Origin of the sequence: Caballeronia calidae (assembly GCF_900044055.2) — a bacterium.
Lineage (GTDB): Bacteria > Pseudomonadota > Gammaproteobacteria > Burkholderiales > Burkholderiaceae > Caballeronia > Caballeronia calidae.
Map to the genome: position 1 here is coordinate 17,636 of NZ_FCOX02000053.1, position 13,525 is coordinate 31,160.

The window sequence follows — 13,525 nt, forward strand, 5'->3', positions numbered from 1 at the left end:
CTTGTTCTTGTTCTGGGCGCACATGAGTTCGCCCGGAGCCTCGTTTCAGTACGCTGCGCGTTCGCAAAAACGAGGCCGTAAAAACACAGGAGGCGCATGACGCGCCTCCCTTCATCATTTCGCGCCGTGCTCAGCGTGCGGCGGACATTTCCTTTTCGAGCCGGTCGGCGGACATCGCGCCTGGCAGACGCCGGCCATCGGCGAGGAACACCGTCGGCGTGCCCGTGACGTTCATCGAGCGGCCGAGCTTCAGATTCTTGTCGATGGCGGTCGTGTCGCACGTGCCGGCGGTGGTCGGCGCCTTGTGATCGAGCATCCAGCCTTCCCACGTCATGCCACGGTCTTTCGAGCACCAGATCGACTTGGACTTTGCCGTCGAATCGGGCGAAAGCACCGGGAACAGGAAGGTATAGACGGTCACGTTGTCGACCGACTTCAGTGTCGATTCGAGCTGCTTGCAGTACGGGCAGTTCGGATCCGAGAACACGGCGATCTTGCGGCTGCCGTTGCCCTTCACCACTTTCACCGCGTTCTCGAACGGCAGCTTCGCGAAATCGATCCGGTTGGTTTCAGCGAGGCGCGCCTCGGTGAGATTCTTGCTGCTGCGCGTATCGACGAGATCGCCGATCAGCACGTAGTTGCCGGTTGCGTCGCTATAGACGATCTGCGAGCCGAGGTTCACTTCGTAGAGACCGGGCACGGGCGTCTTCTCGATGCTCTTGATGGTCGCGTCGCCCATGCGCGATTCGAGCGCCGCCTTGATCTTGTCCGTGGTTTGATCGGCCTGCGCCGAGCAGCCGATGCCGAGCGTCATGGCGAGCGCCGCGGCCGTCGCGAGGGCAAAGCGAAGTGTGGTTTTCATACGTTTTCCTGTGAATCGCCTGAGCGTAGCGCGAGCATCGCCCGTGTGGAATATCAATGAACTATTTCAGCCGAGCGCGGCCGACACGAGCCAGCGCTTGACGAGCGGTTGCGCGCCGACGAACGCCATGCCGGTGTTGCGGATCGCGCGCGCGAGCGTGCCAGGCACGGAAAAGAGCCGTTGCAGGCCATCGGTTGCGAACATGAGCTTCTGGATGTCTTCGCGGCGCGCGCGTTCGTAGCGGCGTAGCAGAATCGGATCGCCGAGATCGCGGAACGACTCCTTGTTCGCGATGACATCCGCGAGCGCGGCCACGTCGCGCAGGCCGAGGTTCATGCCCTGCCCCGCGAGCGGGTGAATCAGATGCGCGGCATCGCCGACGAGCGCGACGCGCGGCGCGATCAGGCGGTCGACCGTCTGCAATCCGAGCGGGAAGCCTTGCGCTGGCGTCACGCAATCGAGCGTGCCGAGCATGTTTTGCGTGGCCTGTTCGACTTGCGCTGCAAGCTGGGCCGGATCGAGCGCGAGCAGTTCGTCGGCGTGCTCCGTGCGTGCCGACCAGACGAGCGACACGTGATCGCCCGGCAGCGGCAGGAGCGCGATGATCTCGGTATCGCGGAACCATTGATACGCCGTCTCGCCGTGCGGCCGCTCGGCCTTGAAATTGGCGACGACGCCCGTTTGCCGGTAATCGCGGCGATTCATCTTCGCGCCCATCTGCGCGCGGACCCAGGAATGCGCGCCGTCCGCGCCGACGATCAGATCCGTTTCGAGCATTTCGCCGCTCGCGAGCGCGACGTGCGCCGCATCGGCCTCGACCGTCATGCCCTGCGCGCGCGACTCGAACCAGGACAGGCTCGGCTGAAAGCGCAGCGCGGCATCGAGCGATTGCTCGATCAGCGACGATTCCACGATCCACGCGAGCTGCGGCACCGACGCCTGAAACGCCGAGAAATGCAGTTCCGCGTGGGCATCGCCGAAAACGCGCATGTCGAAGACGGGACCGAGTCGCGCGCGATCGAGCGCCTGCCAGACGCGCAGTCGTTCGAGCAGCGTCTGCGAACTCGACGACAGCGCGTAGATGCGCGAATCGAACGCGGCGCCCGGCGGCAGGCCGGCGGCACGCGGCGCGATGATCGCGGTGCGCAGGCCGGATTGCGCGAGCGCGAGCGCGGCTGTCTTGCCGACGAGCCCCCCGCCGACGACGACAGCGTGAAATTTAAGGGAATGCGGAGTCATGCGGGCATTATAGCCGCGGGGTTCGAACCGGTTTCACGGGCGCGGGCGCCGCTTGTGCGCATCGGCGCGGCGGTACAATACCGGTTTGCCTGGCCGCCGGACGCGGCCGCCGCATGGGCGCTGGTTTTCCCGGCCCATTGCGCACCATTTTTGACGAAACCTGCGCGGCCCGCGCCGTCTCACCAGTTCGAAGGATTCCATGAGCCTCCAATGCGGCATCGTCGGCTTGCCTAATGTCGGCAAGTCCACTCTTTTCAATGCTTTGACCAAGGCGGGCATTGCCGCCGAGAATTATCCGTTCTGCACGATCGAGCCGAACGTCGGCGTGGTCGAAGTGCCGGACGCGCGCCTCACGGCGCTCGCCGAGATCGTGAAGCCCGAGCGCATCCTGCCGGCCGTGGTCGAATTCGTCGATATCGCGGGGCTCGTCGCGGGCGCGTCGAAGGGCGAAGGCCTCGGCAACCAGTTTCTCGCGAACATCCGCGAAACGGACGCGATCACGCACGTCGTGCGCTGTTTCGAAGACGAGAACGTGATCCACGTGGCGGGCAAGATCGACCCGATCGCGGATATCGAAGTCATCAACACCGAACTTGCGCTGGCCGATCTGGCGACGGTGGAAAAGGCATACACGCGCTATTCGAAGGCGGCGAAGTCGGGCAACGACAAGGAAGCGGCGAAGCTCGTCGCCGTGCTCGAGAAGGTGCGCGCGCAGCTCGATCAGGCGAAGCCGGTGCGCGGTCTGACGCTGACCGACGAAGAGCAGCTCACCATCAAGCCGCTGTGCCTGATCACGTCGAAGCCGACGATGTACGTCGCGAACGTGAAGGACGACGGCTTCGAGAACAATCCGTACCTCGACGCGGTGCGCAAGCACGCGGAAGCGGAAAACTCGCCGGTGGTCGCGGTGTGCGCGGCGATCGAAGCGGAAATCGCGGATCTCGACGATGCGGACAAGCAGGAGTTCCTCGCCGATATGGGCATGGACGAGCCGGGTTTGAATCGCGTGATTCGTGCGGGTTTCAAGCTGCTCGGCTTGCAGACGTATTTCACGGCAGGCGTGAAGGAAGTGCGCGCGTGGACGATTCATATCGGCGATACGGCGCCGCAGGCGGCCGGCGCGATTCACACGGACTTCGAGCGCGGCTTCATTCGCGCGCAGACGATTTCGTTCGATGACTACATCGCTTATAAGGGCGAGCAAGGCGCGAAGGAAGCCGGGAAGATGCGAGCGGAAGGGAAGGAATACATCGTCCACGATGGCGATGTGATGAACTTCCTGTTCAACGTGTAAGCATCGAGAACTGTCAACGTAGCTTGCCTCGCAAAGCGGAGTACCCGATAAAAGGGGCTCCGCTTTTTTCTTGGGCGGACGAGGCAGCGCGCGTCGAACGAGGGATGTTCATCGACACGCGCACGATAACAACAACAAGAGAACAACAAGATGAAGAGACATACGCCGATGAGCGCGTTGCGCGCGTTCGCGGTCACCGCACTCGTCGCGACGAGCGTGATCTGCGCGCCGAGCGCCTTCGCCTATCGCGGTTATCAGTACCAATACCAGCCCCAACCCGACGAATCCGACCTCGACAACCACGGCCACTACGTCAACCGCGACGGCAACATCGTCCACGCCCCCGCGCACACGCGCTCCGGCGCCGTCCCCACGGGTGCGACCGCCCAATGCCGCGACGGCTCCTACAGCTTCAGCCAGCATCACAGCGGCACGTGCTCGCGGCACGGCGGCGTTGCCAGCTGGCAGTGACGGTTCGCCTCGCGAAGTACAATGACGCGTGACCCCGCGCACGCCCGCGGGCACGCGCGAACCGCGCCACCGAACATCCTCGAGCGCCGAATCCAGGCGCACCGCGTTCAAACACCCAAGCAATCACAGACAACATGGCCCAATACGTCTTCACCATGAACCGCGTCGGCAAGATCGTCCCGCCGAAGCGTCAGATCCTGAAAGACATCTCCCTCTCATTCTTCCCCGGCGCGAAAATCGGCCTGCTCGGCCTGAACGGCTCCGGCAAGTCCACGCTGATCAAGATCATGGCCGGTGTCGACAAGGACATCGAAGGCGAAGCCACGCCGATGCCCAATCTGAACATCGGCTATCTGCCGCAGGAGCCGCAGCTCGATCCGCAGCAGACCGTGCGCCAGGCTGTCGAGGAAGGTCTCGGCGACGTCTTCGAAGCAACGAAGAAGCTCGACGAAATCTACGCCGCGTACGCCGAACCCGACGCCGACTTCGACAAGCTCGCCGCCGAACAGGCGAAGTACGAAGCCATTCTCGCGACGAGCGACGGCGGCAGCCCCGAGCAGCAGCTCGAAGTCGCCGCCGACGCGCTGCGCCTGCCCGCGTGGGACGCGAAGATCGAACACCTGTCGGGCGGCGAAAAGCGTCGCGTCGCGCTGTGCAAGCTGTTGCTGCAAAAGCCCGACATGCTCCTGCTCGACGAACCGACCAACCACCTCGACGCCGAATCCGTCGAATGGCTCGAGCAGTTCCTCACGCGCTATCCGGGCACGGTCGTCGCCGTGACGCACGATCGCTACTTCCTCGATAACGCCGCCGAATGGATTCTCGAACTCGACCGCGGCCACGGCATTCCGTGGAAGGGCAATTACTCCAGCTGGCTCGATCAGAAGGAAGACCGCCTGAAGCAGGAAGAGGCGAGCGAATCCGCGCGCCAGAAAGCCATCAAGAAAGAACTCGAATGGGTGCGCCAGAACCCGAAGGGCCGTCAGGCGAAATCGAAGGCGCGTATCGCGCGCTTCGAGGAACTCAACAGCCAGGAATACCAGAAGCGCAACGAGACGCAGGAAATCTTCATTCCGGTCGGCGATCGTCTGGGCAACGAAGTCATCGAGTTCAAGAACGTCAGCAAGGCATATGGCGATCGCCTGCTCATCGACGATCTGAGCATGAAGATTCCGGCGGGCGCGATCGTCGGCATCATCGGGCCGAACGGCGCCGGCAAGTCGACGCTCATCCGCATGCTGACCGGCAAGGAACAGCCGGATTCGGGCGAGATCATCAAAGGGCCGACGGTCAAGCTCGCTTATGTCGATCAAAGCCGCGACGCGCTCGTCAGCGATAAAACCGTGTTCGAGGAAATCTCCGGCGGCGCCGATGTCCTCACGGTCGGCAAGTACGAAACGCCGTCGCGTGCGTATATCGGCCGCTTCAACTTCAAGGGCAGCGATCAGCAGAAGCTGGTCGGCAATCTGTCCGGCGGCGAACGCGGACGTCTGCATCTCGCGAAGACGCTCATCGCGGGCGGCAACATGCTGCTGCTCGACGAGCCGTCGAACGATCTCGACGTCGAAACGCTGCGCGCGCTCGAAGACGCGCTGCTCGAATTCGCCGGCTCCGTGATGGTGATCTCGCACGATCGCTGGTTCCTCGATCGCATCGCGACGCACATCCTCGCGTTCGAAGGCGATTCGCATGTCGAGTTCTTCGACGGCAACTATCAGGAATACGAGGCCGACAAGCGCAAGCGTCTGGGCGAAGAAGCCGCAAAGCCGAAGCGTCTGCGCTACAAGCCGATCACGCGCTGAAGCGGCCAAAAGTCCGATGATATACAGCGCGCCCGTATGCGGGCGCGCGCACGGACATCGGGCACAAAAGTGGCGACTGTGTACGGCGCAGTCGCCACTTTCTATTTTGCGCGGCGCTTTTCAATGAGCCGACACGGGAGACACACGCAGATGGCGGGATCGAGCGCGCGGCGGGGGGCGCTGTGGGCAATCGGCATCATCGTGGCGCTCGTGGTCGTGCCGATCGGCGGCTGGCTGTTCGTCGTGCATCAGATCAAAGAGCGCATCATCGAGACGCTCGGCCCGAACGGTTCAGTCGAGGAAATCGACGTCGGATTCGGTCACGTGACGCTATCGCGCGTGCGGCTGCGCGGCCCGCAAGGCTGGCCCGCCAGCGACGCGATGCGCGCCGAGCGCATCATGCTCGACGTCGACATGCATTCGCTCATCGCGAAACCCATTCATCTGCGCAGCGTGAGCGTCGACAACTACTATCTGTCGATCGCGCGTTCAGCCGATGGCCGCGTGCGCCTTCTGCCTGGACTCAAGGAAACCGCGCGCGAAGCCGACGCGAAGTCCGACAGCAAGCAACGCGAGGCGCACGCGCGCGAGGAAAAGCTGATCGATCGCGTGTCGTTCGAGCGCGGCTCGATGGAGTTCTTCGACAGCTCGGTGCAGGACCCGCCGTATCGCGTGCTGATCGGCGATGCGCGCGCGACCATCGATCATATTCACCTGCCCGCGCTCACCACCCGCACCGAGCTCTCGATGACCGGCTCGATCAAAGGGCCGTCGCATACCGGCAACGTGACGTGGGGCGGCTGGATGATCATCGCGAACAAGGATTCGCAGACGCGCGCGACGCTGCGCAACGTCGATGTCGCGACGCTCGATCCGTATCTGCTCAAGAAGGCCGGCGCGAAGGCGGCGGTGACGGGCGGCACGATCGACATGACCGTCGATGCGACCGTGAAGGATTACCGCATCCACGCGCCCGGCACGCTCACGCTGAATCATCTGCAGATCAGCGAAACGGGCAATCCGCTCGACACGTTTCTTTCGATACCGACCAAAGCCGCGATCGCGGCGCTGAAGGACCGCAAGGAGCAGATCAAGCTCGATTTCGTGCTCGACGGCGATCTGCGCGATCCAAAGTTCTCGTTGAGCGAAAGTCTCTCGAAGAAGCTCGCGGCCGGCTTCGCGAAGGCGCTCGGCGTGAGCGTGGAAGGCGTCGCGCGAGGCGCGGGCGATACGGTGAGGGGAATCGGCAACGCGCTGAAGAACCTGTTGGGGGAGTAGCGCGTTGCCTTCGTTGAGGCGCGGTCAGATCGGCAGATTCAGCGCGCGCAGCTTCGCTTCCGTATCCAGCGCGCCGGTGTAGTGGACGCCGTGCCAGCCGAGCGCGGTCGCGGCTTCGGCGTTCTGCAGATTGTCGTCGATGAACACGAGCTCGTCCGGCCGAATGCCCGGGATGTGCCGTTCGATTTCGGCGCGCATCAAACGGAAGATCTGCGGATCGGGTTTCACGAGCCCGACGCGCCCCGATACGACGATCTCCCTGAACTTGCGCAGCACGTCGAAACGCTCCCACGCGTACGGGAACGTTTCCGCCGACCAGTTCGTGAGGCCGAAGAGCGGCACGTTCGCGGCCTCGAGACGATCGACGAGCGCGACGCCCTCTTCCAGCACACCCGACACCATTTCCGGCCAGCGCGCATAGAACGCGCGAATCAGCGCTTCGTGGTTCGGATGGCGCGCGATCAACTCGGCGGTGCCTTCCGCGATGGACTGCCCGCCGTCCTGCTGCACGACCCATTCCATCTTGCAGATGTTGTCGAGAAACCAGCGGCGTTCGGTTTCGTCGGGAATCAGTTGCTTGTAGAGATATTCGCGATTCCAGTCGATCAGCACGCCGCCGAAATCGAATACGACTGCTTTGATGGTCATCTCCCTGCACTCCTGTGGGTCAAATCGCCTTCGTCCGCGCTTCGAGCCACGCCAGCGCCTTGCCCGACACATGCGGCGACACGCGCGCGCGCACGGTCTCGTGATACGCGTTGAGCCACGTGCGCTCGTCCTCGCGCAACAGCGACAAGTCGATGCAGCGCGTATCGATCGGGCACAGCGTCAGCGTTTCGAACTCGAGGAAGTCGCCGAATTCGGTCTTGCCCGCCGCCTGGTTCATCACGAGATTCTCGATGCGGATGCCCCATTTGCTCGGCCGATAAATCCCCGGCTCGATCGACGTGATCATGCCCTCTTCCATCGCCGTCCACGATTCGGCGGGCGCGTAGTGCGAAATCACTTGCGGCCCTTCATGCACGTTCAGGAAGTAACCGACGCCGTGCCCCGTGCCGTGACCGTAGTCCGCGCCCGCTTCCCAGATCGGCGCGCGCGCGATCGAATCGAGCATCGGCGAGCGGATGCCGCGCGGAAAGCGCGCGCGCGACAGCGCCATGGTGCCCTTCAGGACGATCGTGAAATCGCGCTTGTGCTTCGCCGTGATCTCGCCGACCGGCACGACGCGCGTGATGTCCGTCGTCCCGCTCAGGTACTGGCCGCCCGAATCGATCAGCAGCAAGCCATTTCCTTCGATCACCGCATGCGACGCCTCGGTCGCGCGGTAATGCGGCATCGCGCCGTTGGCGTTGAAGCCCGCGATCGTGCCGAACGAGAGCGTGACGAAGCCCGGCCGGCGCGCGCGCGCGGCAGTGAGCTTCTCGTCGATGGTGAGTTCCGTGATGCGCTCGCGGCCGAGCGCCTCTTCGAACCACGCGAAGAACTCTGCGAGCGCGGCGCCGTCCTGCTCCATCGTCGCGCGGATGTGGTCGGCCTCGGCAGCGGTCTTGCGCGATTTGGCGAACGTCGACGGATTCACCGCCTCGACGAGCGTCACCGTCGCGGGCACCTTCTCCAGCAGGCCGTGCGTGATGCGGCGCGGGTCGATCAAAAGCGCCGAGCCCGCGGGCAGCGTTGCGAGCGCTTCGGGCGCGGCGGCGTAAGGCGCGACGCGCACGTTATCGCGCGCGAGCGATTCGACGAGCGCGGCCGACACCTTTCCGTCAGCGACGAAGATCGTCGCGTCATCCAGCCCGATGAGCGCATGCGCGACGAAAACCGGGTTGTAGTTCACGTCGCCGCCACGCAGGTTGAAGATCCACGCGAGATCGTCGAGCGTCGACACGAAATGCCATTGCGCGCCCTTCGCGCGCATCGCGTCGCGCACCTGCGCGAGCTTGTCCGCGCGCGCGACGCTCGCGTGCGGCGCGGCGTGCTCGTACACGGGCGCTTCCGGCAAGCCGGGACGCGCCGGCCACACCGAATCGAGCAGATCGAGATCGGTACGCAGGACGATGCCGCGCGCGGTCAGCGCATCGGACAAAGCGCGCGCCGCCGCGACGCCGAGCACCGTGCCGTCGACCGCGACCGTCGCGCCGGAGGGCACGTTGTCCGCAAGCCACTCGACGTGCGGCGCGGTCTGCTGGCCGCCCATCATCTTCATCAGCGCGATGCCGGTGCCCGCGAGCTGCGCTTCGGCCTGCGTCCAATAGCGGCTATCGACCCAGACGCCCGCAAAATCCGCCGTCACCACGAGCGTGCCGACCGAGCCGGTGAAACCGGACAGCCATTGACGCCCCTGCCAGCGCTCTGGCAGATATTCGGAAAGATGCGGATCCGCGGACGGAATGAGCACGGCGGCGAGTCGTTCGCGCGCCATCTGGCCGCGCAGCGACTCGATGCGCCTCGCGAACATGGCGGGCTCGGGAATGGCGGAATCTGCGATGCGATCGTTCATGAAGTCACCTGCTTGAAAGCCCGTGTAGGGCGCAATGAGCACGAAAAGCACGACGTTCGGCGAGGATCACCCGCCGCTCGCCGGAGTTAAAGGATCAGCGGCGCGCCGCCAGCCCGACGGTCGTCGTCACGACGAGGAGCGCGAAGACGGAGCATGCCAGCCATTCGAGCGTATCGCCGTCGTGATACACGTCGAGGATGTTGCCGAGCATGCGCGCGACGACCGTCGCCAGTATGCCAGCGGCGATGGCCGTCCAGATGCGCCCGGCCGGGCCGCGCGCGACACGTCCCGCGCGGCGCAACGGATGCAGCCACCAGCTCGCCGCGCCGATGACCGCGCCCAAGAAAATCAGCCCGATCCAGCCCATCAGCGGCGCTGCTCCATCGGATTGGAAAGCCTGCGGAGTCGAGCGTTTCGTGAGACGAGCATGCGTGGACCGGTTCAGTCGATGGAAGGCGCGCGGCGCCCGGCGTAGCGGATGAGTTTAGGGGCCGGATTCGGCGATGACAAGACCGCGCACTCGCGCCCGCGCGATTCGGAAAAAATCGCCCCGGTGCGGCGATCGGCCGCGTCGCGAATCCGCTGCCAAAAGGCCGCCTTGCCGCGCCGGACGGCCCTGACAGCCTGTCGCGGCGCTGTCCGTCCCCAAATGCCACCTATAAATGAAGAAATGCGCAAAACGCTATAATATTGGGCTATCCGAAAGGCCATCGGCTTAGGCCCAAAGCATCAGCCCAAAACAATGCAGCTCCTCACGATCGGAATCAATCACCACACTGCGCCTGTCGCCTTGCGCGAACGCGTGGCGTTTCCGCTCGAACAGTTGAAGCCTGCGCTGGGCGCGCTGAAGGACATCTGGCTGGGGCCGCTCGCGAAGGTATCGCCCGAGGCGGCGATCCTCTCCACCTGCAATCGCACCGAACTCTACTGCGCCACCGAGGACTCCGCCGCCCGCGAAGCCGCAATCCAGTGGCTCTCGAAGTACCACAGCATCCCCGTTCCCGAGCTTGCGCCGCACGTCTATGCGCTGCCGCAATCGGAAGCCGTGCGCCACGCGTTCCGCGTCGCGTCGGGGCTGGATTCGATGGTCCTCGGTGAAACGCAAATCGTCGGACAAATGAAGGATGCGGTGCGCACCGCATCCGAAGCCGGCGCGCTCGGCACGTATCTGAATCAGTTGTTCCAGCGCACCTTCGCCGTCGCGAAGGAAGTGCGTTCGACCACCGAAATCGGCGCGCAATCGGTGTCGATGGCCGCAGCCGCCGTGCGTCTCGCGCAGCGCATCTTCGAGGACGTCGCGAGCCAGCGCGTGCTTTTCATCGGCGCGGGCGAAATGATCGAGCTCTGCGCAACCCATTTCGCCGCGCAGAATCCGCGTGAGCTGGTCGTCGCGAACCGCACCGCCGAGCGCGGCGAAAAGCTCGCCGGCCGCTTCAACGGCCGCGCGATTCCGCTCTCCGAGTTGCCCGCGCGCATGCACGAGTTCGACATCATCGTGTCGTGCACGGCGTCGACGCTGCCGATCATCGGTCTCGGCGCGGTCGAACGCGCGGTGCGTGCGCGCCGCCATCGCCCGATCTTCATGGTCGATCTCGCCGTGCCGCGCGATATCGAGCCGGAAGTCGGCAATCTGCATGATGTGTTCCTGTACACCGTCGACGATCTCGGCGCGATCGTGCGTGAAGGCAACGCATCGCGTCAGGCGGCGGTCGCGCAAGCCGAGACGATCATCGAGACGCGCGTCGCGAATTTCATGCAGTGGCTCGATGCGCGCAGCATCGTGCCGGTCATCCGTCACATGCACACGCAGGCGGACGCCTTGCGTCGCGCCGAAGTGGAACGCGCGCGCAAAATGCTCGCGCGCGGCGACGATCCCGCCGCCGTGCTCGAAGCGCTGTCGCAATCGCTGACCAACAAGCTGATTCACGGCCCGACGCACGCGCTCAACAGCGCGAATCGCGAGGAGCGCGGCCAGCTCATCGACCTGATGAGCGGTTTCTACCGTCACGGCTCGTCGTCCGAATCGTCGGAACGTTAGCGGCCTTCTCTTTGCTATTCTCAAATGCTCCGCGCGCTTAGCGCGGCGGCTCCCCGATCGCAGTATTTCCTGGCGCTGACCGCGCCGATTCCGCCCGATGAAAACGAGCATGCAAAGCAAGCTCGACCAGCTTGCAAAACGGCAGGTCGATCTCAACGAAATGTTGAGCCGCGAGGACGTGACGTCCGATATGGACCAATATCGCAAGCTCACGCGCGAGCACGCGGAAATCAGTCCGATCGTCGATCAATACGCGCTCTGGCGTCAGGCGCTCACCGACGAAGCGACCGCGCAGGAACTGCTTTCCGATCCGTCGATGCGCGATTTCGCCGAAGAGGAAATCGGCGAGGCGCGCGGGCGCATGGTGAAGATCGAAGGCGATCTGCAGACGATGCTGCTGCCGAAAGATCCGAACGACGAGCGCAACATCTTCATCGAAATTCGCGCGGGCACCGGCGGCGACGAATCCGCGCTGTTCGCCGGCGATTTGCTGCGCATGTACTTGCGTTACGCGGAACGCAATCGCTGGACCGCCGAGACGATGTCGGAAAGCGTGTCCGATCTCGGCGGCTACAAGGAAGTGATCGTGCGCATCGCGGGGCAAGGCGCATATTCGCGGCTCAAGTTCGAGTCGGGCGGACATCGCGTGCAGCGCGTGCCGGCGACGGAAACGCAGGGGCGTATCCACACGTCGGCGTGCACCGTCGCCGTGATGCCCGAAGCCGATGAAATCAGCGAAGTGGTGATCAATCCGGCCGACTTGCGCATCGACACGTTCCGCGCATCGGGCGCGGGCGGGCAGCACATCAACAAGACGGATTCCGCGGTGCGCGTGACGCACTTGCCGACGGGCATCGTCGTCGAATGTCAGGACGACCGCTCGCAGCATAAGAACAAGGACCGCGCGTTGAAGGTGCTCGCCGCGCGCATCAAGGACAAGCAGTATCACGAGCAGCACGCGAAGGAAGCCGCGACGCGCAAAAGCCTGATCGGCTCGGGCGACCGTTCGGAGCGCATCCGCACGTACAACTTCCCGCAAGGGCGCATGACGGATCACCGCATCAACCTGACGCTCTACAAGCTCGAATACATCATGGACGGCGATCTCGACGAGCTGATTGGCGCGCTGGTCTCCGAGCATCAGGCGGAGCAGCTCGCGGCGCTCGGGGAAGCGGAGTGAGCACGGTCGCGGATCTGCTGCGGGCATCGTCGCTTTCGGCATTGGACGCTCGCGTCTTGTTGATGCACGTGCTCGGCTGGCGCCGCACGGAATTGATCACGCGCGATCACGAACCGCTCGCCGAAGCTGCCGTGGCGCGATTCGAAGCGCTTTCAGCGCGACGTCTCGCTGGCGAACCGATCGCGCAACTGACCGGCAAGCGCGAATTCTTCGGACTCGAATTCGACGTGACATCGGACGTGCTGATTCCGCGCCCGGAAACCGAATTGCTCGTGGAGCTCGCGCTGAAAGCCATCGCCGATGCGCCGGGCGCGCGCGTGCTCGATCTCGGCACGGGCACCGGCGCAATCGCAATCTCAATCGCCCATACGCGGCCCGATGCGCGCGTGTGGGCCGTGGATCGCTCGCCGGCGGCGCTCGATGTCGCGCGGCGCAACGCAAGCGCGCTGCTCGGCCCGCAACGGGCCGGCGGGCCGTTGGCGTTCATCGAAAGCGACTGGACCGCGAACATCGATCCATCGTTGCTGTTCGAGGCCATCGTCAGCAATCCGCCGTATATCGCAAGCGACGATCCGCATCTCGAACAAGGCGACTTGCGTTTCGAACCGCGCGGCGCACTCACTGACGACGCCGATGGTTTGTCGGCGATCCGCGCGATCATCGAGACTGCGCCGTTTCTGCTTGCGAACAGCGGCGCGCTGTGGCTGGAGCACGGCTACGATCAGGCCGAATCCGTGCGGGCGCTGCTCCAGGCGCGCGGCTTCACCGATGTCCGCTCGATGTGCGATCTCGCCGGCATCGAGCGTTGCTCCGGCGGTCGTTTCACGGCCTGAGCACTCGGGCGCCGTCAGCCCGTCAAAGCGA

Annotated in this window: 12 protein-coding genes; 7 read left to right on the top strand and 5 right to left on the bottom strand. The window is 64.4% G+C overall.

Annotated elements, in window-relative coordinates:
* Window positions 1–130: 130 nt before the first annotated feature.
* Entirely contained in the window at window positions 131–862 is a 732-nt protein-coding gene (locus AWB78_RS32135) for a DsbC family protein (RefSeq protein WP_062610660.1), read from the bottom strand.
* A gap of 66 nt (window positions 863–928) precedes the next feature.
* Window positions 929–2,101, bottom strand: a complete 1,173-nt coding sequence (locus tag AWB78_RS32140; protein WP_062610661.1) for a UbiH/UbiF family hydroxylase — start codon at window positions 2,099–2,101, stop codon at window positions 929–931.
* Window positions 2,102–2,300: 199 nt separating this feature from the next.
* Between AWB78_RS32140 and ychF the strand changes: the two genes are divergently transcribed.
* The 4 genes from ychF (at window position 2,301) to AWB78_RS32160 (ending at window position 6,946) form a co-directional block, all read left to right on the top strand.
* Window positions 2,301–3,395 carry a redox-regulated ATPase YchF gene (gene ychF / locus AWB78_RS32145; RefSeq protein ID WP_062610662.1) on the top strand — a complete coding sequence of 365 codons (1,095 nt, stop codon included), beginning with the start codon at window positions 2,301–2,303 and terminating at the stop codon, window positions 3,393–3,395.
* 150 nt (window positions 3,396–3,545) lie between these two features.
* Window positions 3,546–3,866 carry a DUF3761 domain-containing protein gene (locus AWB78_RS32150; protein WP_232477963.1) on the top strand — a complete coding sequence of 107 codons (321 nt, stop codon included), beginning with the start codon at window positions 3,546–3,548 and terminating at the stop codon, window positions 3,864–3,866.
* A gap of 134 nt (window positions 3,867–4,000) precedes the next feature.
* Window positions 4,001–5,668, top strand: a complete 1,668-nt coding sequence (ettA, locus tag AWB78_RS32155) for an energy-dependent translational throttle protein EttA (protein WP_062610663.1) — start codon at window positions 4,001–4,003, stop codon at window positions 5,666–5,668.
* A gap of 150 nt (window positions 5,669–5,818) precedes the next feature.
* Window positions 5,819–6,946: a DUF748 domain-containing protein gene (locus tag AWB78_RS32160; RefSeq protein WP_062610664.1), complete on the top strand. Its 1,128-nt coding sequence runs from the start codon at window positions 5,819–5,821 to the stop codon at window positions 6,944–6,946.
* A 24-nt stretch (window positions 6,947–6,970) separates the two neighbouring features.
* Here the strand turns inward: AWB78_RS32160 and AWB78_RS32165 are convergent, their stop codons facing one another.
* From AWB78_RS32165 to AWB78_RS32175, 3 genes are all read right to left on the bottom strand, one after another.
* Window positions 6,971–7,594, bottom strand: a complete 624-nt coding sequence (locus AWB78_RS32165) for an HAD family hydrolase (RefSeq protein WP_062610665.1) — start codon at window positions 7,592–7,594, stop codon at window positions 6,971–6,973.
* 19 nt (window positions 7,595–7,613) lie between these two features.
* Entirely contained in the window at window positions 7,614–9,401 is a 1,788-nt protein-coding gene (locus tag AWB78_RS32170; RefSeq protein WP_374729503.1) for an aminopeptidase P family protein, read from the bottom strand.
* A 136-nt stretch (window positions 9,402–9,537) separates the two neighbouring features.
* Window positions 9,538–9,810 (bottom strand): hypothetical protein, encoded by a 273-nt coding sequence (locus tag AWB78_RS32175; RefSeq protein WP_062610666.1) that lies wholly within the window; start codon window positions 9,808–9,810, stop codon window positions 9,538–9,540.
* Window positions 9,811–10,185: 375 nt separating this feature from the next.
* Between AWB78_RS32175 and hemA the strand changes: the two genes are divergently transcribed.
* The 3 genes from hemA (at window position 10,186) to prmC (ending at window position 13,494) form a co-directional block, all read left to right on the top strand.
* Entirely contained in the window at window positions 10,186–11,481 is a 1,296-nt protein-coding gene (gene hemA, locus AWB78_RS32180) for a glutamyl-tRNA reductase (RefSeq protein ID WP_062610667.1), read from the top strand.
* A gap of 97 nt (window positions 11,482–11,578) precedes the next feature.
* Window positions 11,579–12,661: a peptide chain release factor 1 gene (gene prfA, locus AWB78_RS32185; RefSeq protein WP_062610668.1), complete on the top strand. Its 1,083-nt coding sequence runs from the start codon at window positions 11,579–11,581 to the stop codon at window positions 12,659–12,661.
* Window positions 12,658–13,494 (top strand): peptide chain release factor N(5)-glutamine methyltransferase, encoded by an 837-nt coding sequence (gene prmC / locus AWB78_RS32190; RefSeq protein ID WP_062610669.1) that lies wholly within the window; start codon window positions 12,658–12,660, stop codon window positions 13,492–13,494. The genes prfA and prmC overlap by 4 nt, the downstream gene beginning before the upstream one ends.
* The last annotated feature ends 31 nt before the right edge of the window (window positions 13,495–13,525 follow it).

Excerpts from the sequence above, each read along its gene's own strand:
- AWB78_RS32135 (WP_062610660.1), bottom strand. The coding sequence starts at position 862 with ATGAAAACCACACTTCGCTTTGCCCTCGCGACGGCCGCGGCGCTCGCC.
- AWB78_RS32140 (WP_062610661.1), bottom strand. The coding sequence starts at position 2,101 with ATGACTCCGCATTCCCTTAAATTTCACGCTGTCGTCGTCGGCGGGGGG.
- ychF (WP_062610662.1), top strand. The coding sequence starts at position 2,301 with ATGAGCCTCCAATGCGGCATCGTCGGCTTGCCTAATGTCGGCAAGTCC.
- AWB78_RS32150 (WP_232477963.1), top strand. The coding sequence starts at position 3,546 with ATGAAGAGACATACGCCGATGAGCGCGTTGCGCGCGTTCGCGGTCACC.
- ettA (WP_062610663.1), top strand. The coding sequence starts at position 4,001 with ATGGCCCAATACGTCTTCACCATGAACCGCGTCGGCAAGATCGTCCCG.
- AWB78_RS32160 (WP_062610664.1), top strand. The coding sequence starts at position 5,819 with ATGGCGGGATCGAGCGCGCGGCGGGGGGCGCTGTGGGCAATCGGCATC.
- AWB78_RS32165 (WP_062610665.1), bottom strand. The coding sequence starts at position 7,594 with ATGACCATCAAAGCAGTCGTATTCGATTTCGGCGGCGTGCTGATCGAC.
- AWB78_RS32170 (WP_374729503.1), bottom strand. The coding sequence starts at position 9,401 with ATGTTCGCGAGGCGCATCGAGTCGCTGCGCGGCCAGATGGCGCGCGAA.
- AWB78_RS32175 (WP_062610666.1), bottom strand. The coding sequence starts at position 9,810 with ATGGGCTGGATCGGGCTGATTTTCTTGGGCGCGGTCATCGGCGCGGCG.
- hemA (WP_062610667.1), top strand. The coding sequence starts at position 10,186 with ATGCAGCTCCTCACGATCGGAATCAATCACCACACTGCGCCTGTCGCC.
- prfA (WP_062610668.1), top strand. The coding sequence starts at position 11,579 with ATGAAAACGAGCATGCAAAGCAAGCTCGACCAGCTTGCAAAACGGCAG.